At 64.8% G+C, this 21,277-nt stretch carries 27 protein-coding genes; 5 read left to right on the forward strand and 22 right to left on the reverse strand.

All coding sequences use genetic code 11. The features are described 5' to 3' along the window. Nucleotides 1-24 precede the first annotated feature (24 nt). The 18 genes from rplP to AC1MLT_RS11855 form a co-directional block, all read right to left on the reverse strand. Nucleotides 25-441, reverse strand: coding sequence for a 50S ribosomal protein L16 (rplP, locus tag AC1MLT_RS11770; RefSeq protein ID WP_262073157.1), 417 nt, complete (start codon nucleotides 439-441; stop codon nucleotides 25-27). Between the two features lie 28 nt (nucleotides 442-469). Then, nucleotides 470-1,384: a 30S ribosomal protein S3 gene (rpsC, locus tag AC1MLT_RS11775; RefSeq protein WP_481032411.1), complete on the reverse strand. Its 915-nt coding sequence runs from the start codon at nucleotides 1,382-1,384 to the stop codon at nucleotides 470-472. 14 nt (nucleotides 1,385-1,398) lie between these two features. Beyond that, the gene (rplV, locus tag AC1MLT_RS11780) at nucleotides 1,399-1,731 is read right to left on the reverse strand and encodes a 50S ribosomal protein L22 (RefSeq protein ID WP_481032412.1); all 333 of its coding nucleotides are present in this window, start codon (nucleotides 1,729-1,731) and stop codon (nucleotides 1,399-1,401) included. Nucleotides 1,732-1,740: 9 nt separating this feature from the next. Beyond that, nucleotides 1,741-2,019 (reverse strand): 30S ribosomal protein S19, encoded by a 279-nt coding sequence (gene rpsS / locus AC1MLT_RS11785; RefSeq protein ID WP_296314807.1) that lies wholly within the window; start codon nucleotides 2,017-2,019, stop codon nucleotides 1,741-1,743. Nucleotides 2,020-2,029: 10 nt separating this feature from the next. After that, complete coding sequence (gene rplB / locus AC1MLT_RS11790; protein ID WP_296314809.1) at nucleotides 2,030-2,854, reverse strand: 50S ribosomal protein L2; 825 nt, start codon at nucleotides 2,852-2,854, stop codon at nucleotides 2,030-2,032. A gap of 3 nt (nucleotides 2,855-2,857) precedes the next feature. Next, nucleotides 2,858-3,196, reverse strand: coding sequence for a 50S ribosomal protein L23 (gene rplW / locus AC1MLT_RS11795; RefSeq protein WP_429599278.1), 339 nt, complete (start codon nucleotides 3,194-3,196; stop codon nucleotides 2,858-2,860). Beyond that, the gene (gene rplD, locus AC1MLT_RS11800; RefSeq protein ID WP_481032413.1) at nucleotides 3,193-3,813 is read right to left on the reverse strand and encodes a 50S ribosomal protein L4; all 621 of its coding nucleotides are present in this window, start codon (nucleotides 3,811-3,813) and stop codon (nucleotides 3,193-3,195) included. The genes rplW and rplD overlap by 4 nt, the downstream gene beginning before the upstream one ends. After that, on the reverse strand, nucleotides 3,813-4,493 hold the full coding sequence (rplC, locus tag AC1MLT_RS11805; RefSeq protein ID WP_296314815.1) for a 50S ribosomal protein L3: 681 nt from the start codon (nucleotides 4,491-4,493) through the stop codon (nucleotides 3,813-3,815). Before rplC ends, rplD begins: the two co-directional genes overlap by 1 nt. Nucleotides 4,494-4,736: 243 nt before the next feature. Further along, on the reverse strand, nucleotides 4,737-5,051 hold the full coding sequence (rpsJ, locus tag AC1MLT_RS11810; RefSeq protein ID WP_007838118.1) for a 30S ribosomal protein S10: 315 nt from the start codon (nucleotides 5,049-5,051) through the stop codon (nucleotides 4,737-4,739). 26 nt (nucleotides 5,052-5,077) lie between these two features. Continuing rightward, nucleotides 5,078-6,268 (reverse strand): elongation factor Tu, encoded by a 1,191-nt coding sequence (tuf, locus tag AC1MLT_RS11815; RefSeq protein WP_296316389.1) that lies wholly within the window; start codon nucleotides 6,266-6,268, stop codon nucleotides 5,078-5,080. A 151-nt stretch (nucleotides 6,269-6,419) separates the two neighbouring features. Next, complete coding sequence (gene fusA / locus AC1MLT_RS11820; RefSeq protein WP_481032414.1) at nucleotides 6,420-8,519, reverse strand: elongation factor G; 2,100 nt, start codon at nucleotides 8,517-8,519, stop codon at nucleotides 6,420-6,422. Nucleotides 8,520-8,603: 84 nt separating this feature from the next. Further along, the gene (gene rpsG, locus AC1MLT_RS11825; protein WP_296314662.1) at nucleotides 8,604-9,077 is read right to left on the reverse strand and encodes a 30S ribosomal protein S7; all 474 of its coding nucleotides are present in this window, start codon (nucleotides 9,075-9,077) and stop codon (nucleotides 8,604-8,606) included. Nucleotides 9,078-9,224: 147 nt separating this feature from the next. Then, entirely contained in the window at nucleotides 9,225-9,602 is a 378-nt protein-coding gene (rpsL, locus tag AC1MLT_RS11830) for a 30S ribosomal protein S12 (protein WP_013543948.1), read from the reverse strand. A 140-nt stretch (nucleotides 9,603-9,742) separates the two neighbouring features. Further along, nucleotides 9,743-10,921, reverse strand: coding sequence for a D-alanyl-D-alanine carboxypeptidase family protein (locus AC1MLT_RS11835; protein ID WP_481032415.1), 1,179 nt, complete (start codon nucleotides 10,919-10,921; stop codon nucleotides 9,743-9,745). A 25-nt stretch (nucleotides 10,922-10,946) separates the two neighbouring features. After that, complete coding sequence (locus AC1MLT_RS11840; RefSeq protein ID WP_481032416.1) at nucleotides 10,947-11,579, reverse strand: alpha/beta hydrolase; 633 nt, start codon at nucleotides 11,577-11,579, stop codon at nucleotides 10,947-10,949. A gap of 34 nt (nucleotides 11,580-11,613) precedes the next feature. Continuing rightward, a complete protein-coding gene (locus AC1MLT_RS11845; protein WP_481032417.1) occupies nucleotides 11,614-11,994 on the reverse strand; it encodes a (2Fe-2S) ferredoxin domain-containing protein in 381 nt (126 codons plus the stop codon). Nucleotides 11,995-12,003: 9 nt separating this feature from the next. After that, nucleotides 12,004-13,119, reverse strand: coding sequence for a VanZ family protein (locus AC1MLT_RS11850; protein ID WP_481032418.1), 1,116 nt, complete (start codon nucleotides 13,117-13,119; stop codon nucleotides 12,004-12,006). 54 nt (nucleotides 13,120-13,173) lie between these two features. After that, nucleotides 13,174-13,602: a CopD family protein gene (locus AC1MLT_RS11855; protein WP_481032419.1), complete on the reverse strand. Its 429-nt coding sequence runs from the start codon at nucleotides 13,600-13,602 to the stop codon at nucleotides 13,174-13,176. 337 nt (nucleotides 13,603-13,939) lie between these two features. On the opposite strand from AC1MLT_RS11855, the gene hemB reads away from it, so the two are divergent. The 3 genes from hemB to AC1MLT_RS11870 all read left to right on the forward strand — a co-directional run bounded on the left by hemB (nucleotide 13,940) and on the right by AC1MLT_RS11870 (nucleotide 17,117). Continuing rightward, the gene (gene hemB, locus AC1MLT_RS11860) at nucleotides 13,940-14,950 is read left to right on the forward strand and encodes a porphobilinogen synthase (RefSeq protein ID WP_481032420.1); all 1,011 of its coding nucleotides are present in this window, start codon (nucleotides 13,940-13,942) and stop codon (nucleotides 14,948-14,950) included. Between the two features lie 69 nt (nucleotides 14,951-15,019). After that, nucleotides 15,020-16,195, forward strand: coding sequence for a magnesium transporter CorA family protein (locus AC1MLT_RS11865; RefSeq protein WP_481032421.1), 1,176 nt, complete (start codon nucleotides 15,020-15,022; stop codon nucleotides 16,193-16,195). A 13-nt stretch (nucleotides 16,196-16,208) separates the two neighbouring features. Beyond that, nucleotides 16,209-17,117: a LysR family transcriptional regulator gene (locus AC1MLT_RS11870; protein ID WP_481032422.1), complete on the forward strand. Its 909-nt coding sequence runs from the start codon at nucleotides 16,209-16,211 to the stop codon at nucleotides 17,115-17,117. Nucleotides 17,118-17,210: 93 nt separating this feature from the next. Here AC1MLT_RS11870 and AC1MLT_RS11875 read toward each other — a convergent pair whose 3' ends face one another. The 3 genes from AC1MLT_RS11875 to AC1MLT_RS11885 all read right to left on the reverse strand — a co-directional run bounded on the left by AC1MLT_RS11875 (nucleotide 17,211) and on the right by AC1MLT_RS11885 (nucleotide 19,034). Beyond that, nucleotides 17,211-17,552 (reverse strand): alpha/beta hydrolase, encoded by a 342-nt coding sequence (locus tag AC1MLT_RS11875; RefSeq protein WP_481032423.1) that lies wholly within the window; start codon nucleotides 17,550-17,552, stop codon nucleotides 17,211-17,213. Between the two features lie 111 nt (nucleotides 17,553-17,663). Beyond that, nucleotides 17,664-18,356, reverse strand: coding sequence for a dienelactone hydrolase family protein (locus AC1MLT_RS11880; RefSeq protein WP_481032424.1), 693 nt, complete (start codon nucleotides 18,354-18,356; stop codon nucleotides 17,664-17,666). Between the two features lie 69 nt (nucleotides 18,357-18,425). Further along, nucleotides 18,426-19,034, reverse strand: coding sequence for a DsbA family protein (locus tag AC1MLT_RS11885; protein ID WP_481032425.1), 609 nt, complete (start codon nucleotides 19,032-19,034; stop codon nucleotides 18,426-18,428). Between the two features lie 101 nt (nucleotides 19,035-19,135). Between AC1MLT_RS11885 and AC1MLT_RS11890 the strand changes: the two genes are divergently transcribed. Next, complete coding sequence (locus AC1MLT_RS11890; protein ID WP_481034993.1) at nucleotides 19,136-19,867, forward strand: SDR family oxidoreductase; 732 nt, start codon at nucleotides 19,136-19,138, stop codon at nucleotides 19,865-19,867. Between the two features lie 22 nt (nucleotides 19,868-19,889). Continuing rightward, nucleotides 19,890-20,534: a MarC family protein gene (locus AC1MLT_RS11895; RefSeq protein WP_481032426.1), complete on the forward strand. Its 645-nt coding sequence runs from the start codon at nucleotides 19,890-19,892 to the stop codon at nucleotides 20,532-20,534. A gap of 25 nt (nucleotides 20,535-20,559) precedes the next feature. On the opposite strand, the gene AC1MLT_RS11900 is transcribed toward AC1MLT_RS11895, so the two are convergent. After that, complete coding sequence (locus AC1MLT_RS11900; protein WP_481032427.1) at nucleotides 20,560-21,228, reverse strand: ABC-type transport auxiliary lipoprotein family protein; 669 nt, start codon at nucleotides 21,226-21,228, stop codon at nucleotides 20,560-20,562. Nucleotides 21,229-21,277 lie beyond the last annotated feature (49 nt).

Consider the following 21,277-nt stretch of genomic DNA (forward strand, 5'->3'; position numbering starts at 1 on the left):
TAGTGCCATGAGTGTTCTCCTCGATCAGGTGCCGAGCTGGCGCGCGACGAAGGTGGTGCGCAGCGGTAGCTTGGCAGCCGCCAAGCGGAAAGCCTCGCGAGCGAGTTCCTCGGGGACACCGACGATCTCGAACACGATCTTGCCCGGCTGGATTTCCGCAACGTAGTACTCGGGGTTGCCCTTGCCGTTACCCATCCGGACTTCCGCCGGCTTGGTGGAGATCGGCTTGTCGGGGAACACACGGATCCAGATGCGGCCACCGCGCTTCACGTGACGCGAGATCGCACGGCGTGCAGCCTCGAGCTGTCGTGCCGTCAGACGGCCACGATCAGTACATTTCAGGCCGAAGTCACCGAAGGCGACCGAATTGCCCGTGGTCGCGACACCGGTGTTGCGACCCTTTTGTTCCTTGCGGAACTTTCTGCGTGCAGGTTGCAGCATGTTGTTTACTCCGTAGTTCTAAGACCGATCACTCGGTCTTGGCACCGTCAGCTGCTGCAGCTGGCGCGGCTTTGCGGACGCGCTTAACGGCGGGTTTCGAGTCTGCACCCAGGGCACCGGTGGCTTCGGCGGGCTTGTCGCTGCCGTCGGCCGGGGCATTGTTGCCACCCATGGGTCCGCGGGCACCGGCGCGCGGGCCAGGGCCACGACGGTCCGAGCCCGGACGATCGCCACCGGGGCGACCATCGCGGCGCGGGCCACGGGGACGGCGCTCGTCGTCAGGACGCGGGGTCTCGACGGCCGGCAGGTCGTTGCGACCCAGCGTGTCGCCCTTGTAGACCCACACCTTGACGCCGATCACACCATAGGTGGTCTTGGCTTCCGAGGTGCCATAGTCGATGTCGGCACGCAGGGTGTGCAGTGGCACGCGGCCTTCGCGATACCACTCGGTACGAGCGATCTCGATGCCGTTCAGACGACCGGCCGACATGATCTTGATGCCCTGGGCACCCAGACGCATGGCGTTCTGCATCGCACGCTTCATGGCGCGGCGGAACATGATCCGCTTCTCGAGCTGCTGCGTGATGCTGTCGGCGATCAGCTGAGCATCGATTTCGGGCTTGCGCACTTCCTCGATGTTGACGGCCACCGGCACACCCAGCTGCTTGCCGAGCTCGCGCTTGAGGTTCTCGATGTCTTCGCCTTTCTTGCCGATCACGACGCCCGGGCGTGCCGAGTAGATCGTAATGCGGGCGTTCTTGGCGGGACGCTCGATCAGCACGCGCGAAACCGATGCGTTCTTGAGCTTCTTCTTCAGGTACTCGCGCACCTTGATGTCTTCGGCCAGCATGCCGGCGAAGTCCTTGTTGCTGGCATACCAGCGACTGGACCAGTTACGGCTGACCGCAAGGCGGAAGCCGGTGGGGTGGATTTTCTGTCCCATAGTCTTCCGGCCTCTTAGTTGCCAACCGTCACGTACACATGGCACGTGGGCTTGCTGATGCGGTTGCCGCGGCCCTTGGCACGCGCGGTGAAGCGCTTGAGCGTGGCGCCCTGTTCGACGTAGATGGTCTTGACCTTCAGCTCGTCGATGTCGGCACCGTCGTTGTGCTCGGCATTGGCGATGGCCGATTCGAGCACCTTCTTGATGATCACAGCGGCCTTCTTCTGCGTGAACTGCAGGACGTTGAGCGCGTGATCGACCTTCTTGCCGCGGATCAGATCGGCCACCAGACGACCCTTGTCGACCGACAGACGGACACCGCGGAGGACTGCACGTGTTTCAGACATGGTCGTTCCTTACTTCTTCTGGACTTTCTTGTCCGCGGGGTGCCCCTTGAACGTGCGCGTGAGCGCAAATTCGCCGAGCTTGTGGCCGACCATCTGATCGGTGATGTACACGGGCACGTGCTGCTTGCCGTTGTGGACGGCAATGGTCAGCCCGATGAACTCGGGCAGGACCATCGAGCGACGCGACCAGGTCTTGATCGGCTTCTTGTCCTTGTTCGTCACGGCCTTGTCGGCCTTGGCCACCAGGTGGTAGTCGACGAAGGGACCCTTCTTGAGAGAGCGTGTCATTGGCTATCCCTTATTTCTTGCGACGCGACACGATGAAGATTTGCGTGCGCTTGTTGTTACGGGTGCGATAGCCCTTGGTCAGGTTGCCCCACGGATCGACAGGATGGCGACCTTCGCCGGTCTTGCCTTCGCCACCACCGTGCGGGTGGTCGACCGGGTTCATCACCACACCGCGGACGGTGGGGCGAATGCCCATGTGACGTTTCACACCGGCCTTGCCGAGTTGGCGCAGGCTGTGCTCTTCATTGGCGACTTCGCCGATGGTGGCACGGCATTCGACGTGGATGCGGCGCACTTCACCCGAGCGCATGCGCACCTGGGCATAGACACCTTCACGGGCCAGCAGCGTTGCCGACGTGCCTGCAGAGCGCGCGATCTGCGCGCCCTTGCCGGGTTGCAGCTCGATGCAATGGATCGTGGAGCCGACCGGAATGTTGCGGATGGGCAGCGTGTTGCCAGCGCGGATCGGAGCCTCCGAACCACTCAACAGCGTTGCACCGGCTTCCAGACCGCGTGGCGCGATGATGTAGCGACGCTCGCCATCGGCATAGCAGACCAGCGCGATGTGGGCGGTACGGTTGGGATCGTATTCAATGCGCTCGACCTTGGCCGGAATACCGTCCTTGTTGCGCACGAAGTCGACCACACGGTAATGGTGCTTGTGACCACCGCCCCGATGACGGGTGGTGATGTGACCATTGTTGTTACGGCCGGCCTTCTGGAACTGAGGCTCCAGCAGCGCCGCGTGCGGAGCACCCTTGAACAGGTGATCGCGCGAGACCTTCACCGTGCCGCGTTGGCCTGGCGAGGTGGGTTTCAGCTTGATGACAGCCATGATTTAGGCACCTTCCCCAACGAGGTTGAGCTCCTGGCCCGGCTTCAGAGTGACATAGGCCTTGCGAACGTTGTCGCGACGACCCATGGACTTTCCGAAACGCTTGGCCTTGCCCTTGGTGTTGAGCACCGAGACACCCTGGACCTCGACCTTGAACATCAGTTCAACGGCAGCCTTGATCTCGGGCTTCGTGGCGTCCTGCAGCACCTTGAAGGTGACGGCATTGGACTTTTCACCGACCATCGTGGCCTTCTCGGACACGATCGGTGCGACCAACACGGCCATCAGGCGCCCTTCGGCGAACTGCGAACGGAAGGCCGGAGTCGGATTCATGCGGCTCATGTGAACATCTCCTTGAGCTTGTCGACAGCACCCTTGGTGACGATTACCTTCTTGTAGTGCACCAGCGACACCGGGTCGGCGTAACGCGGTTCGACCACCATGACATTCATCAGGTTGCGCGAGGCGAGATACAGGTTCTCGTCGACTTCTTCGGCGATCACAAGGACGGACTCCAGATTGAGTGCCTTGAACTTGGCTGCCAGCGACTTGGTCTTGGGCGAATCCACCGTGAAGGAATCAACCACAGCCAGACGCCCTTCGCGTGCGAGCTGCGAGAAGATGGACGCCATACCGGCGCGATACATCTTCTTGTTGATCTTCTGCGTGAAGTTTTCGTCAGGCATGTTCGGGAAGATCCGGCCGCCGCCACGCCACAGAGGCGAAGACGTCATACCGGCACGGGCACGGCCCGTTCCCTTTTGCTTGAAAGGCTTCTTGGTCGAGTGATGGACCTGCTCGCGGTCTTTCTGGGCGCGCGTGCCCTGGCGGGCGTTGGCCTGGAAAGCGACGACGATCTGATGAACCAGATCCTCGTTGTAGTCGCGACCGAAGACAGTCTCGGGAGCGTCATATTTGGACGCTGCTTGGCCTTGGTCGTTCAGGAGTTCGAGTTGCATTACTTCGCTCCTTCAGCCGCTTGCGGCTTGGCCTTGACAGCAGGACGAACGGTGACGAAACCGCCCTTCGAACCCGGGATCGCACCCTTGATCAGCAGCAATTGACGTGCTTCGTCAATGCGGAAGACGTCGAGGTTCTGAGTGGTCACGGTGACATCACCCAGATGACCCGTCATCCGCTTGCCCGGGAATACGCGGCCCGGATCTTGCGCCATGCCGATCGAACCCGGCACGTTGTGCGAACGGCTGTTGCCGTGCGATGCACGCTGCGAGCTCATGTTGTGACGCTTGATGGTGCCCGCATAGCCCTTGCCGATGGAAGTGCCTTGCACGTCCACCTTCTGGCCGACCGCGAACACGCTGCCTGCGGCAATCACGCCACCGGCCTTGTGCTGACCAGCCGTATCGGCAGTCACACGGAATTCCTGGATGATTTCGCCAGCCTCGACACCTGCCTTGGCAAGATGTCCCGCCTGCGGCTTGGTCACACGCGAAGCTTTGCGCGAACCGAACGTCACCTGAAGCGCGTCGTAGCCATCGGTTTCTTGCGACTTGATCTGGGTCACACGGTTGTTGGACACATCCACCACCGTGACAGGAACTGCGTCCCCGTCATCGGTGAAGAGACGCATCATCCCCACCTTGCGGCCCAGCAACCCGAGAGAGTTGCTCAGACTCATTTGTTTTCTCCAAAGAATGGAAGACTCCCCTCGCCGCAGCCACTTCAATTGGCGGCCACGTTTGGCATACGAGGAAAGGTTGATTAAGACCCAGTCAAAAAAGCGCCATGAATGGCGCAAATCGGGCTGAGCCCAAGATTATATCGTGCGAGCTTTGGTTCACGCAACCCGTCTAGGAATCGGCCGGCATGGATGCCGACCGACACCAGAACCCAGTGGATCGATGAATCAGCCGCCGACTCTTTACTGCAGCTTGATCTCGACGTCGACGCCAGCCGGCAGATCGAGTTTCATCAATGCATCCACGGTCTTGTCGGTGGGATCGACGATGTCCATCAGGCGCTGATGCGTACGAATTTCCAACTGGTCGCGCGATGTCTTGTTGACGTGCGGCGAACGCAGGATGTCGAAACGTTTCATGCGCGTCGGCAGCGGCACGGGGCCCTTGACAATGGCGCCGGTACGCTTGGCGGTATCGACGATTTCAGCGGCCGACTGGTCGATCAGCTTGTAATCGAAAGCCTTGAGACGAATGCGGATCTTTTGCTTGGTTGCCATGATATGTAAGTCCTTAGCTGTGCGGATCAGGCGAGGATCTTGGCCACGACGCCCGAGCCGACGGTGCGACCACCTTCACGGATGGCGAAGCGCAGGCCCTCTTCCATGGCGATGGGGTTGATCAGCTTGACGGTGATGCTGACGTTGTCGCCGGGCATGACCATTTCCTTGTCCTGGGGCAGCTCGATCGCGCCGGTCACGTCCGTCGTGCGGAAGTAGAACTGCGGGCGATAGTTGTTGAAGAACGGCGTGTGACGGCCGCCCTCGTCCTTCGACAGCACATACACCTCAGCCGTGAAATGCGTGTGCGGCTTGATCGAACCGGGCTTGCACAGCACTTGACCGCGCTCGACTTCTTCGCGCTTGGTGCCGCGCAGCAGCACACCGACGTTGTCGCCCGCCTGGCCCTGGTCGAGCAGCTTGCGGAACATCTCCACGCCCGTGCAGGTGGTCTTGACCGTCGGACGGATGCCCACGATCTCGATTTCCTCGCCCACCTTGATCACGCCGCGCTCGACCGCGCCGGTGACCACCGTTCCACGACCCGAGATCGAGAACACGTCTTCCACCGGCATCAGGAACGTGCCGTCCACGGCGCGCTCGGGCGTCGGGATGTACGAGTCCAGCGCGTCGGCCAGCTTCATGATGGCTTCCTCACCCAGCTTGCCCTTGTCGCCCTCGAGTGCGAGCTTGGCCGAGCCATGGATGATCGGGGTGTCGTCGCCCGGGAATTCGTACTTGTCGAGCAGCTCGCGCACTTCCATCTCGACGAGCTCGAGCAGTTCGGCATCGTCGACCATGTCGCACTTGTTGAGGAACACGATGATGTAGCCCACACCCACCTGACGCGCCAGCAGGATGTGCTCGCGGGTCTGGGGCATCGGGCCGTCGGCAGCCGAGCACACCAGGATCGCACCGTCCATCTGAGCAGCGCCGGTGATCATGTTCTTCACATAGTCGGCGTGGCCAGGGCAGTCAACGTGTGCGTAGTGGCGGTTGGCCGTCTCGTACTCGACGTGGGCGGTGTTGATCGTGATGCCGCGTGCTTTTTCTTCCGGCGCCGCATCGATCTGGTCATAGGCCTTGGCTTCGCCACCGAACTTCGCCGACAGCACCGTCGCGATCGCCGCCGTCAGCGTCGTCTTGCCGTGGTCCACGTGACCGATCGTGCCCACGTTCACGTGGGGCTTGGTGCGGGTGAATTTACCTTTTGCCATTTTTCAAATCCTTGGAAAGAGCATTTCCCGTGTGGTGGTTTTACGTCTGCATCCGGTTGCTGAGTCATCTCGCACGGGAACAAGAGGGCACCGGATCGCAGACAAAAAAGAAAGCCATCCGACGTGCGGACGGCCTGTTGGGACGCAGGTCTTACTTGGCGCGTGCAGCGACGATGGCTTCAGCCACGTTGCGCGGCGCTTCGGCGTAGTGCTTGAATTCCATGGTGTACGTGGCGCGACCTTGCGACATCGAGCGCAGCGTGGTGGAGTAGCCGAACATTTCCGACAGAGGCACCTCGGCCTTGATGGCCTTGCCGCCACCAATCATGTCGTCCATGCCCTGCACCATGCCACGACGGCTGGACAGGTCACCCATCACGTTGCCGGCATAGTCTTCAGGCGTCTCGACTTCCACCGCCATCATCGGCTCCAGGATCACGGGGCTGGCCTTGCGGGCGCCTTCCTTGAAACCGAAGATCGCGGCCATCTTGAACGCCATTTCGTTGGAGTCCACGTCGTGGTACGAACCGAAGTGCAAGGTCACCTTGACGTCGACCACCGGGTAGCCGGCGAGCACGCCTTGACCCAGCGCCTCGATGACGCCCTTTTCCACAGCCGGGATGTATTCGCGTGGCACCACGCCGCCCTTGATGGCATCGACGAATTCGAAACCCTTGCCCATTTCCTGGGGCTCGAGCTTCAGGATCACGTGGCCGTACTGGCCCTTGCCGCCCGACTGACGAACGAACTTGCCTTCGGCTTCCTCAACCGTCTTGCGGATGGTTTCGCGGTAAGCCACCTGCGGCTTGCCGACGTTCGCTTCCACGCCAAATTCGCGCTTCATGCGGTCGACGATGATTTCGAGGTGCAGTTCGCCCATGCCCGAGATGATGGTCTGACCGGATTCCTCGTCGGTCTTCACGCGGAACGACGGATCTTCCTGTGCCAGACGTTGCAGGGCGATACCCATCTTCTCCTGGTCGACCTTCGTCTTGGGTTCGACGGCCTGGGAGATCACCGACTCCGGGAACACCATGCGCTCGAGCGTCACGACAGCCGCCGGATCGCACAGGGTTTCGCCCGTGGTCACTTCCTTCAGGCCCACGCAAGCAGCGATGTCACCAGCCCGGATCTCGCTGACTTCTTCACGGTTGTTGGCATGCATCTGCACGATCCGGCCGATACGCTCCTTCTTTCCACGCACCGGGTTGTAGACGCTGTCACCCTTCGAAAGCACGCCGGAATAGACACGCACGAAGGTCAGCTGGCCCACGAACGGGTCGGTCATGAGCTTGAATGCCAATGCCGAGAACTTCTCGCCATCGTCCGCTTGACGGACCACGGCAACCTCGTCTTCATCGGTGCCGCTGACGGGCGGGATGTCGGTCGGCGCGGGCATGTATTCGATGACCGCATCGAGCATCGCCTGCACGCCCTTGTTCTTGAAGGCCGAACCGCACAGCATGGGCTGGATCTCGCCGGCGATGGTGCGCTGGCGGATGGCGGCCTTGATCTCTTCCTCGATCAGCGTCTCGCCTTCGAGGTACTTGTTCATCAGCTCTTCGCTGGACTCGGCGGCGGCTTCTACCAGCTTCTCGTGATATTCGTTGCAGACATCCACCAGATCGGCGGGAATCTCGCCGTACTGGAACGTCACGCCCTTGTCCTCGTCCCAGATGATGGCCTTCATCTTCACGAGGTCGACGATGCCCTGGAACTTGTCCTCGGCGCCGATCGGGATCTGGATCACGACCGGATTGGCCTTGAGGCGGTCGATCATCATCTGGCGCACGCGCAGGAAATTCGCACCGGTGCGGTCCATCTTGTTGACGAACGCGAGACGCGGCACTTTGTACTTGTTGGCTTGACGCCAGACGGTTTCCGATTGAGGCTGCACGCCGCCGACGGCGTCGTAGACCATCACGGCACCGTCGAGGACCCGCATCGAGCGCTCGACTTCGATGGTGAAGTCGACGTGACCGGGGGTGTCGATGATGTTGATGCGATGCTCGGGGAACGTACCGGCCATGCCCTTCCAGAAACAGGTCGTGGCAGCGGACGTGATCGTGATGCCGCGCTCCTGCTCCTGCTCCATCCAGTCCATGGTGGCCGCGCCGTCATGCACTTCACCGATCTTGTGGTTCACGCCCGTATAGAACAGGATGCGCTCGGTCGTCGTTGTCTTGCCGGCGTCGATGTGCGCCGAGATACCGATATTGCGGTAGCGCTCGATGGGGGTCTTGCGTGCCATGAAATTACTCCGTTGAAAGATGGAAAGCCCGCCCGCCACATGGCGGGTCGGGCTTGCATCCAGTCTGGTTTGAGGGACGTTTCTTTAGAAGCGGAAGTGGCTGAAAGCCTTGTTGGCTTCCGCCATGCGATGCACTTCATCGCGCTTCTTCATGGCACCGCCGCGACCTTCCGTGGCTTCCATGAGTTCATTGGCCAGACGCATGGCCATCGACTTCTCGCCACGCTTGCGGGCGGCTTCCTTGATCCAGCGCATCGACAGCGCCAGACGGCGGACGGGGCGCACCTCGACGGGCACCTGATAGTTCGCACCGCCCACGCGACGCGACTTCACTTCGACCATCGGCTTGACGTTGTTGATCGCCATGGTGAAGGCTTCGACCGGATCCTTGCCCGGATTCTTCTTCTCGATCTGCTCCAGGGCGCCATAGATGATGCGCTCGGCCACAGCCTTCTTGCCGCCTTCCATGATCACGTTCATGAATTTGGACAGCTCGACATTGCCGAACTTCGGGTCCGGCAGGATTTCACGTTTGGGGACTTCGCGACGACGTGGCATGTTACTAACCTCTTTGCTTCAGTTGGCACCCTCTTGGGCACCGCGAGAGACGACATGGATCTCTCACTTACTCGACCCAGGATCGGGTCACTTCGTCCGATGCACCCGCCAAGGCGCGCCGAACACCGCTGATGGAAACAGAAAGCCTTAGGCCTTCTTGGGGCGCTTCGCGCCGTACTTGGAACGCGACTGCTTGCGATCCTTGACGCCTTGCAGATCGAGCGAACCGCGGACGATGTGGTAGCGCACACCGGGCAAGTCCTTGACACGACCGCCACGAACCAGCACGACGCTGTGTTCCTGCAGGTTGTGACCTTCGCCACCGATGTACGAGATGACTTCGAAGCCGTTGGTCAGACGGACCTTGGCGACCTTACGGAGCGCCGAGTTGGGCTTCTTGGGCGTCGTGGTGTAGACGCGGGTGCAGACACCGCGGCGTTGCGGCGAGTTCTGCATGGCAGGGCTCTTCGAGTTGATCTTTTCGACCGTTCGACCCTGACGCACCAGTTGATTGATGGTTGGCATGAATGAATGAATCCCAAAACAATCCCGATCGCGACCCTCACCGTGACATGAGGAACCGGGAAATGACAAAAACGTGAAACCCTTCGGAATTTTTCCGAAAAGCCCGCGAGTATAGCAGGACGAACGAGCGGGGTGCCCGCTTACTTGATCCAGAGACGGATGGCGTCCCAGGCTCGGCCCATGATGCCCGCCTGATCGACGGCGTCGAGCGCCACCAGCGGCACCTCGGTGACCGGCTCTTCACCCAGCATGACCTTCAGGGTGCCTACGGACTGGTTCTTGGCGAATGGGGCAATCAGCGGATCCGGGCGGGCGATCTGCGTCTTGATCCGGGCGGCAGAGCCGGCGGGGACGGCCACGACGATGGCCTCGGGCCGGCCGAGCTTCAGGGTGTCCGCCTTGCCCTTCCAGACGGCTGGCGTCGCCGCAGGCTGCCCGGCTTCGAACAGGCGCACAGCGTCATAGGCGGTATAGCCCCAGTTCAGGAGCTTCTGCGACTCATTGGCACGTGCGTTCTCGCTCGTCGTGCCCAGCACGATGGTCAGCAGGCGGCGCCCACCCGTGCCCAGGTTCGGGAAATCGCGCTTGGCCGTGACGATCATGCAGTAACCGGCAGCATCGGTGTGACCCGTCTTCAGACCGTCGACGGTCGGATCGCGGAACAGCAGCAGATTGCGGTTGGTGTCGTTGGTCGACGGGGTGCCGGGATAGCGGTACTTCTTGATCGAGTAGTAATGGACGTATTCCGGGAAGTCATGCATCAGGCGGGTCGCGAGGATGCTCAGGTCGCGCGCCGTGGTCGTGTGGCCGGGCGCTGTCAGTCCCTCGGGATTCTTGTAGCCCGTGTTCTTCATGCCCAGCACCTTGGCCTGGTCGTTCATGAGCTCGACGAAGCGTTCGACCGAGCCGGCGACGCCTTCGGCCAGTGCCACGGTCGCGTCGTTGCCGGACTGCACGATCAGGCCCTTGATCAGGTCCTCGACCGGGACCTGCATCTTGGGGTCGATGAACATGCGCGAACCGGGCATCTTCCAGGCGCGCTGGCTCACCGGCAGGGTCTGTGCGAGGGTGAGCTTCTTGGCCTTGAGTGCGTCGAACACCAGATAGGCCGACATCAGCTTGGTCAGGGAAGCCGGCTCGACCGGGCTGTCGATGTCCTTCTGGGCCAGCAACTGGTTGGCCGTGACGTCGAGCAGCAGATAACTGCGCGCGGCGACCTCGGGCGGGACGGGCACGGTCTGCGCCTGGACGCCCAGCATGCAGAAGGAAGCGGCAACGGCCAGCATCAGCGCGCGCAGCGCGTTGGAAAAGCGATTCATGGGGGATGCGGGAAAACCGGAAGGACTAGCCCGCGCGAAGATGGCGGGCGACGAGGTTCTTGAGGAGCGGCAATTGTCCGTGAAAGAAATGACCGCCCCCCGGAACGACTGTGACAGGAAGTGACTGTGGCCGTGCCCAGTCCATGAGCGCCGCCAGCGCGACCGTGTCGTCGGCCTCGCCATGCACGACCAGCGTGCGTTCCAGCGCATCGACCGGCAATGCGGGTGGCACCACGCGCGCGACGCTGGCGCCGATCAAGGCCACCTGGCGCACGTCGCGTTCGCTCCACAGGGCCTGCAGCGCATTGATGGCGACGAACGCGCCGAAGGAGAATCCGGCCACGGCGATCGCGCCCTCGGGGGCGAGTTGCGCGACGATGGCGCGATAGTCCTCGGTCTCGCCACGCCCCTCGTCGTGCACGCCTTCGCTGGCACCGACGCCACGGAAGTTGAAGCGCACGGCCGTCCAACCGGTGGAGACGAAAGCCCGCGCCAGGGTCTGGACGACCTTGTTGTCCATCGTGCCACCGAAGAGCGGATGCGGATGGGCGATGACGGCGACACCTCGTGCGGGCACACCGGCCGCCGGGAGGTCGCGCAGGACCTCGATGACGCCGGCCGGACCCGCGAGGCGGAGCTTCTCGGTCTGTGAATTCATGCCATCCGTCTCCCGAACTGCGCTGCCGTTGCCATTAGCGGCCCACGTCCGAGGGCAGCACGAGGCGTTCGACGACACGACCGTTCTTGAGGTGCGACTCGACGATCTCGTCGATGTCCTCCTTGTCGACGAAGGTGTACCAGACCGCCTCCGGATACACCACCGCGACCGGGCCTCCGGCACAGCGGTCCAGGCAACCGGCCTTGTTGACGCGCACCTTGCCCACGCCGGACAGACCGGCTTCCTTGACACGCGACTTGCAGCGGTCGAAGCCCGCCTGGGCGTCATGCAGCGCGCAGGAGTCCTCGCCGCCCTTGCGCTCGTTCAGGCAGAAGAAGATGTGGCGCTCGTAGTAGCCGGGCGCGTCGGCGCCCGGCGTGATGGAGGCGGAAGGAGTGACGGGGGTGCGGGGCATCGATCGATTCTAGGTTTGGCGCGGACGCCGGGACAACGCCGCGAGCACGTATCCCAGCGTCGCAAAGGGCCAGAGCCAACCCACCCATTGCGCGAGACCGTGGAAGCGGATGAAGCGGCCCTGCTCCCAGCTCGCCAGCGTCTCGGCGAAATAGGCGCTCTCGGGTGCCTGGTTGAGCAGGGCCAGATGCAGAGCCAGCGCCAGCACCAGCAGGGCCGCGCAGAGTCGTCGCGGAGCGGCCAGCAGCGTCATGCCCGCGACCACCGCGGCCGCGATCCCGACCTGCACCGGCGAACTCAGCCAGGCCCAGGCATGCTGCGGCCCATAACTCAGCGCCGCCGACAGGGCGCTGGCCGCGACACCGCCGGACAGCGTCAGGACCAGCACGATGGCACGGCGCGGTGCCGAGCGCGTCACCATGAACGCCAGCAGGCACGGCACCAGCGCACCCAGCATGACGCACAGGAGTTCCACACCCGGGACCAGCGGCTCGAGCTCGAACTGGCGCACCGGCAGCCAGTCGATGAATGGCGTGTCGAGCAGCCACTCGGCGATCGCGGTCTCGAGCCGCTCGAAGACCTGGCCCAGGCCGAAGGTGACCGCCGCCGGGAACAGCAACGCGATCGGCCACAACGCCAGCAGCACCAGCGCACCGCTCGCATCGGTGATGAACCACTGCGAACGCACGCGGCTCCAGTGGGCGATGGCGCCGGCGCGTTCCAATGCCGCGGCCAGTGCCGCGCCAGCGAAGGTACCGAGCGCATTGAGCGCCAGATCGACGTTGGAAGGAATGCGCGCCGGCAGGTAGCTCTGCAGCGTCTCCATGGCGAAGGACACGGCGGCGCCGGCCAGGGTCGCCCGCAGCACCGCCCGAGTCACACCGGCTTCCGGCCGCGTGCGCAGCACGGCGAGCGCCGCGAGGAAACCCATCGGCACATAGCCCGCGACGTTGATGCCGAGATCGAAGCCGGTCCAGTACTTGGGCCAGGGCGCCTCGAGATAGGCCCAGGGTGCGATGCCCTGGTCGCGCCAGTCCGCGAACGGATACAGGCTCGCATAGGCGATCAGCACCGCATAGGCGAGCGCCAATGGCAAGGCGGCGGAGACGAGGCGCGGCGACTTCACGCGAGTGGATTCGAAACGGACACGGCATGGCCCCGTGCGGGCATGGGGCTTCCCTCAGAACGGCTTGACGACCACCAGCACGACAATGGCCAGCAGCAGCAGCACCGGCACTTCGTTGTACCAGCGATACCAGCGCTCGCTGCGGCGATTGCTGCCGTTGGAGAAGCGTCGCAACAGCGAACCGCAACTGTGGTGATAGCCGATCACGACCAGCACCAACGCCAGTTTGGCATGCATCCAGCCATTGCCGGGCCCGCGTCCGATGCCATAGACCAGCCACAGCCAGAGGCCGAGTCCGATCGCGGGCACCGCCAGCAGCGTCGTGAATCGCAGCAGTCGGCGCGCCATCAGAAGCAGGCGCGCGCGCTCGGCCACGGAGCCGGCGGGCACCTGCGCCAGATTGACGAAGATGCGCGGGAGATAGAAAAGGCCGGCGAACCAGCTGGCGATGAAAACGATGTGAAGCGACTTGATCCAGAGCATCACGGCAGTTTAAGTGGGTGCCGTGACAGCTCCCGCCAACCGCACGGGCCCGTGCGACGGACAAAAAAAAGCCCGACGTGAAGACGTCGGGCTGGGAAGCCCTTTTGCTGTCACACATCAAGGCACCCGCTCAGGGAGGAAAAGCGGGGAGCGGCAAGCCGCCCGGCGCGGAATTTAACAAATACTTCTGTTTGAATCAACCGTGTTTGTAGCAATTTGTCTTTATCAAATATCGTTTGTGTGCTGCGTTTGAACTTTTCGTCTACGCAATTTTGAGATCACTCCCAGGGCTCCCGCATGCCGCGAGGGACACGTCACATCAGGCACAATTTTCGGCATGACCTTCCATGCACCCTTTCCCGCGGGACGTCCCCGACGCCTGCGTCGCGACACCTTCACGCGCAACCTCGTGCGCGAACACGCGCTGAGCGCGCATGACCTGATCTATCCGGTGTTCGTGCAGGAAGGCGAGCGTCGCCGCGATGCGATCGCCTCCATGCCCGGCGTGGAACGTCTGAGCCTGGACACGCTGCTGCCGGTGGCCGAGGAATGCGTCGCGCTGGGCATCCCGGTGCTGGCGCTGTTCCCGGTCATCGACCCCGGCCTCAAGACCCCGTCCGGCGACGAGGCCTTCAACCCAGACGGCCTGGTCCCGCGCGTGGTCGCGGCGCTCAAGCAGCGTTTCCCGGAACTCGGCGTGCTCACCGACGTCGCGCTCGACCCCTACACCAGCCATGGCCAGGACGGACTGCTCGACGACGACGGCTATGTGATCAACGACGCCACCGTCGAGGTGCTGGCCCGGCAGGCGCTGGCCCAGGCCGCCGCCGGCGTCGACATCGTGGCCCCGAGCGACATGATGGACGGCCGCATCGGTGCCATCCGCGACGCGCTCGAATCCAATGGCGACATCCACACGCGGATCATGGCGTACAGCGCCAAGTACGCGAGTGCCTTCTATGGTCCGTTCCGCGACGCCGTCGGCTCGGCCGCGAATCTCGGGCGCAGCAACAAGAAGGTCTACCAGATGGATCCGGGCAACAGCGACGAAGCCCTGCGCGAGGTCGCCATCGACATCGCCGAAGGCGCCGACATGGTGATGGTCAAGCCCGGCATGCCCTACCTGGACATCGTGCGCCGCGTGAAGGACGAATTCCGCGTGCCGACCTTCGCCTACCAGGTCAGTGGCGAATACGCGATGCTGATGGCGGCGGCGCAGAATGGCTGGCTCGACCGCGAGGCCGTCATGATGGAGAGCCTCCTGGCCTTCAAGCGTGCCGGCGCCGATGGCGTCCTGACCTATTTCGCGCTCGACGCCGCCCGCCTGCTGCGCCAGCAGCAACGCTGACGACGGACGCGGCGCCCACGGTCTCGCTTCCTCCCCGTTCCCGCTTCCTTCCACGATCCCGGTTCATTCGTGCGCATCTTCGAGATCCATGGCTCGCAAGTCGACGAGCACGCCACGCTGGCTCCATTGGCTCGGCCCGACGCCTGCCGTGGCGGCTATCTGTGGCTTTCCCTGACGCGTTCCGAACTGCACGCCGAACTGTCCGCGGTGCAACCGGTGCTGGAGACCCTGTGCGGCACGCAGCTGCTCGACCTGCACGTGAGCGACCTGCTCAACGACCAGCTGCCTTCGCACTACGACTACACCTCGCTCTACGACGTGCTGGTGCTGCGTCGCCTGGCCGCCGGAACCGTGACGGCATCTGCCGGCGGTGCGACAGGGACGGACGGCGGCAGACCCGAGGGCCCGGCCCCCGCCCATGGCGGTGGTCCGCCGGTGCTGCGGCGCGTGGACACGCGGCCGGTCGGCTTCGCCGTCTTCGATCGCGTGCTGCTCTCCGTGCATCCCGAGGATGGCGCGGTGCGCGATGCCTATGCGCAGAAGCTGCTGGCCGCCGTGCGCGGCAACGGCGCGCGCGATGTCACCGAAGCGCCGGCGCTCGACGTCCGCGCGGTCAGCGCCCGCATCCCCACCAGCCCGGCCGACCTGATGCTGCGTCTGGCCAACCAGATCGTCGACGGCTACCTCGACCTCCGACGCCAGCTCACCAGGCAGCTCGACCACTGGCAGGCCGAACTGATCGACCCCAAGAGCCGGTTCACCAACTGGAGCGCCCTGATGGACGCCCGCCAGTCGCTGCACCACCTCGACGAGATCTGCGAGGACCAGCGCGCCGCGCTGCAGGACTGGATCGATGCCCTGGAGACCCTGCCATTGCCCGACTCGCCGACCGAGGCCCGCGAGCGCGAACTGGTGCTGGTGCGCAGCCGCGACGTGCTCGAGCACATCGAGCGCGTGGTGCACCACGTGCGCCGTCTCGAGCAGAACGCCGAGACCGCCGTGCAGATGCACTTCAGCGTCCAGAGCCACCGCACCAACGACATCATGCGGGTGCTCACCGTGCTCACGGCCGTCTTCCTGCCGCTCAACCTGATCGCCGGCATCTTCGGCATGAACTTCGAATTCGTTCCGCTGGTGCACAAGGCCGATGGCTTCTGGATCGCGATGGGCTCGATGGGCGTGACCGCCGTCGCGCTGGTGGCGGTGTTCTGGCGCAAGCGCTACCTGGCGCGCACGGCGCGCTGAACATGCGCGCCGCATGGACACGTTCGAGCTGATCAAGACCTTCCGCGACGTCGCCGAGCAGGGCAGCTTCTCGCGCGCCGCCACCCGCCTGGGGCTGGCCAGGGCCACGGTGAGCAAGTACGTGGCCGAGCTGGAGACCCGCCTGGGCGTGCGCTTGCTCAATCGCTCGACGCGTTCGGTCAGCCTGACCGATGCCGGAGCCCTGCTGCTCGAGCGCAGCGGTCCGGTCATGGAAATGCTGACGCTCACGAAGGCCGAGCTCCAGGCGCATGCGAGCCAGCCGACCGGACGGCTGCGCATCTCGGCGCCGCATGGCATGGGCCAGGGCTATCTGCCCGGACTGCTGGCCCGCTTCATGGGTCACTACCCGGAAGTCCGGCTCAGCCTGCATCTGACCAACCGCATGGTCGACATGGCCGAGGAGGCCGTCGACCTGGCCCTGCGCTTCGGTCCGGTCGCCGACGAGAACCTGATCGTACGCAAGCTCAAGCAGGTGCCGCTGGTGGTGTGCGCCTCGCCTCAGTACTGGAAGAAGCATGGCGTGCCGACGCATCCGGCCGATCTCTCCCGGCACGACGCCCTGACCTACTCGCGCCTCGGCTCGCACCCGCACTGGCGCTTCGAGATCGAGGGACAGGCCGTCGACGTGCCACTGAGGAGCCGCATGGACGCCACCGAACTGGCGCCCCTCATCCAGGTGGCGATGCAAGGGTTCGGGGTGCTCTACGTGCCATCCATGCTGGTGCAGTCGCAGATCGACCATGGGGAACTGGTGCCGGTGCTACAGGGCCATGCACGCAGCGACATCTGGCTGTCGGCCGCCTACCTCCAGCGCCGGCACAACAGCGCCGCCTTGCGCGCGCTGCTGGATTTCCTACAGACCAGTTTCCGCGACCGACCCGGACCGGCCTGCCGGCAATGAGAAGCGAAAAGCCGGGTGACGCTCGATGCGTCACCCGGCTTTTCATGGGAATGCGTCGACCGGACGCCGACGCCCGGTCCGTCCCTCGACCGATCAGAAGGTCGAGAAACCGTTGCCGCGATTGGCCGGAACACGGCTGTTCACGAACGACGACAACTGCAGGTTCTGATAGGGCGCATGCGCGGCGGCCACGGCGCCGGCGTGCACCGCCTGGCGGTCCTGGCCCGAAGCGCGGGCGGGCACCACGCCGGACATGGCGCTCTGGCGATAGCCATCCGCGCTGTGCGCGGCGACCCGGGCCTGCGCGTTCGTCTCCGAGCGCGAGACCACGCTGGTCGACGGGACGTTGGGCACGTAGTCGTAGACATCGGCATGCGCGCCGGCGGCGGCGATCAGGGCGAGTGCGGCGGTGGTGATGATTCGGGCGGTATTCATATCGACTCTCTATTCCTTAGGGTTTCTCAGGCTTGCTTTCAGCGCCAACCTGTGAATGGAATTTTGAGCCTGATCACCGTCGAAAAACGCCTCGCGCCGCGACCACTGTGTTCACGCCGCGCGAACAATGAGCCGGTCGAAGAAGGCCAGCGTGCGCTCCTTGGCCAGCTTCGCGGACTCGGCCTCATAGGAGCCGCGCTGGTCGCAGTTGAAGCCATGATCGGCCGCGTAGACATGCACCTCGACTTCCGGATGGGCGGCCTTGAAGGCTTCGACCGTGTCGACCGGGATCCAGTGATCGCGCTCGCCGAAGTGCGCCAGCACCGGCACCCTGGGCTGGCGGGCCGATTCCTCGGAGGTCGTCATGCCACCACCATAGTAGGGCGCGGCGGCCGCGAGTCCCGACACCATCGCCGCGGCCCGCCAGGTCAGCAGGCCACCCCAGCAGTAGCCCACGATGCCGACCTTGCCGGCGCGCGCCGCGTAGTCGACGGCAGCCTGCACGTCCTGCATCACGCCGGGCGCGGGCAGCGCCTCGACGGCTGCCTTGAGCGCGGATCCGGCCTGCATGTCGTCGCCGGTGTAGCCGAGCTCGACTCCCGGCTTCACGCGATGGAACGTGGCGGGAGCCACGGCCAGATAGCCTTCGGCCGCATAGCCGTCGGCCACCGAACGGATGTGCGAGTTGACGCCGAAGATCTCCTGCAGCACGACGATCGCGCCCTTGGGCTGGCCGGCCGGCTCGGCCACGTAGGCGGGAAATCTGAAGCCGTCCTTGGCGTCGAGGTCGATGAATTGGCCCATGGTCTTTGTCTCCTGAGGATCGAGGGTTGGATGGAAATGGTGGAGGGAAAGGAAGAGGGGCGCCGGCGCTCAGGCCTGCTTGCGGAGGGCCTGCTCGACGAAGTCGAGGCGGTCCTGGCCCCAGAAGATCTCGCCGTCGATCACATAGCTCGGGGCGCCGAACACCTTGGCCTCGATGGCCTGACGGGTGTAGTCGTCGTAGCGCTCCTGCACGGCCTGGCTCTGCGCCTGCTCGGCGCGCCGCCCGTCCAGGCCGCATTCGGCGGCGATGGCTTCGAGCACCCCGGGATCGGCGATGTTGCGCTCCTGGACCCACACGGCGGCGAAGATCGCGCCGCTGAGCGCCATCGCGGCCTCGGTGCCGTCGTGAATGTCGGCGGCGATGATGAGCTTGGCCGCGTCGTCGCCGGCGACCGGGAAGAACTTCGGCTTGGGGTTGAGCGGCAGGCCCAGGTGCCGCGAGAAGCGCGCCATCTCGACCAGCCGGTAGGCCTGGCGCTGGGGCGCGCGCTTGCCCAGCGGCAGGCCGCCGGAGACCGGGAACACGGCACCGAAATCGACCGGCCGCACGCGCACCTCGGCATCGGCGCGGCGCGCCATGGCGGCGAAGCGCGCGTGGCCCAGATAGGTCCACGGGCTCTGGGGCGTGAAGTAGTAGTCGACGATGGTGCGTGTCATGCGATCGCTCCTCGAGTGATGTAATCCGGACGGGTTTTTTAACTGACGCGCAGTTTCTGTGCAGGAGGTGGGCTTTGGAGACTTCGGGACCGAAAGTGCTTCTGGTGACCGGCGCGAGCCGCGGGATCGGCGCCGCGACCGCCCTCCTGGCCGCCCGCCGCGGTTGGGCGGTGGCGGTCAACTATGCCAGCAACTCGCTGGCGGCCGACGAGGTGGTGCGCGCCATCCGCGCCGAGGGCGCGACCGCCATGGCGGTCAAGGCCGACGTCGGCGACGAGGCGCAGGTGATGGCCATGTTCGAGCGCATCGACGCCAAGCTCGGCCGGCTGACGGCACTGGTCAACAACGCCGGCGTGGTCGACCGGACCGCGCGCGTCGATGAGATGGACGTGGCCCGCCTGGAACGCATGCTGCGCATCAACGTGGTCGGCAGCTTCGTCTGCGCACGCGAGGCCGTGCGGCGCATGAGCACGGCGCATGGCGGCGCCGGTGGCTCGATCGTCAACGTGTCGAGCGTCGCGGCACGACTGGGCGCGCCCGGCCAGTATGTCGACTACGCCGCCAGCAAGGGCGCCATCGATACCTTCACGGTCGGTCTGGCCAAGGAGGTGGCCGACGAGGGCATCCGCGTGAATGCGGTGCGCCCCGGCCTCATCGACACCGAGATCCATGCCTCCGGCGGGCTGCCGCGACGCGCCTTCGACCTCGCCCCGACCGTGCCGATGAAGCGCGTCGGCCGCGCCGAGGAGATCGCATCGGCCATCGTCTGGCTGCTCTCGGACGAGGCCAGCTACACCACCGGCGCCCTGCTCGACGTGACCGGGGGCCGCTGAAGGCACGCCGGCGATGGCGACCATGGATCTCATCAAGCCGCTGATCACGCTGCTGGCGATCGTCAATCCGCTGGCCATCGTGCCGTTCTTCATCCACTACACGCAGGGCTATTCGGAGCGCCAGCGACGGCGCACGGCCTGGGTCTCGGCCTTCAGCGCCTTCGTGGTGATCGCGGTCAGCGCCCTGCTCGGCCTGCAGCTGCTGGGCTTCTTCGGCATCACCATCGCCAGCTTCCAGGTGGGCGGCGGCATGCTGCTGCTCATCAGCTCGCTCAACATGCTCAATGCCCAGCCGGCCGAGGCCAAGACCAGCAAGGAGGAGATCCGCGCCACCGAGGTGAAGGCCTCGCTCGGCGCCTCGATCGCGGTGGTGCCGCTGACCATTCCGCTGCTGACCGGCCCGGCGACGATGTCGACCGTGGTGATCTATGCCGAGAAGACGCAGCATGTCTGGCAGCTCGCCCTGCTGGTGGGCTACGGCGTGGTGATCGGGCTGGCCACCGGCGTCGCGTTCTCGCTGGCGGTGCCGATCGCGCGCGTGCTGGGCAAGACCGGCATCAACGTGATGACGCGGCTGATGGGACTGATCCTGGCCGCGCTGGCCGTCGAGGTCATGGCCGACGGCCTGGGCAAGCTGTTCCCGATCCTGGGACGCGGCGTCGTCTGAGGCGGGAGGCGCGCGGCCGCCGCTCCTAGCGCGTGGTCGCGTCGACCCAGCCGACGAGCTCGCCGATCGCGGCCTCGCTCGCCGCGGCCAGGGCCTTGACGCCACCGGCGGCATCGGCGCTCGGCGCGGCGCGACGTGCCGCGAAGACGCGCTGCGCCAGCACGCGCTCGCCCGCCGGCGTGCTCTGGACCAGGGTGGCGCGCAATCGCACCAGCCCCAGGCTGGCCGTAGGCGTCTCGAAGTAGTGGCTGAACTCCTCCAGCGACACGCGCAGCGTGTTCGGCCGCTGGCCCTGCACGCGCGCGAGCGTGGCGCTCTCGCCGGTGGTCAGCACCGTGCGGCTCGCCGCCAGGGCGTCGCGCAGACGATGCTGGACCAGCTGCACCGGCGTCACGCTCCAGCGCGCGTGGCCGTAGGGCCGAAGCTCGTTGGCATCGGCATAGCCGAGCCGATAGAGCACCTGCGTACTCTCCAGGCGCATGCTGGACTCGATGTCGGCCAGCGCGATGGCCGGTGGCGAGGACGGCGCGCTCGACGCCGGCGGGGCGACCGGGCCCGGGCCGAAGTCGTAGAGCACGGCGCGCGCCGGCCGTTCGGGCAATGCGCCGCAGCCGGTCAGCGCCAGCAGCGTGACCAGGCCCCAGGCGCCCGGCACGGCGTGGATCGGAGAGCGAAAGAGAGGGGAGCGTGGCATGGTCGTCGTCACCTTCGTGCGGCTGCGTGCTGCGGGGGGATGCGGGGGA

The organism is Variovorax sp. PEI5 (assembly GCF_056679935.1).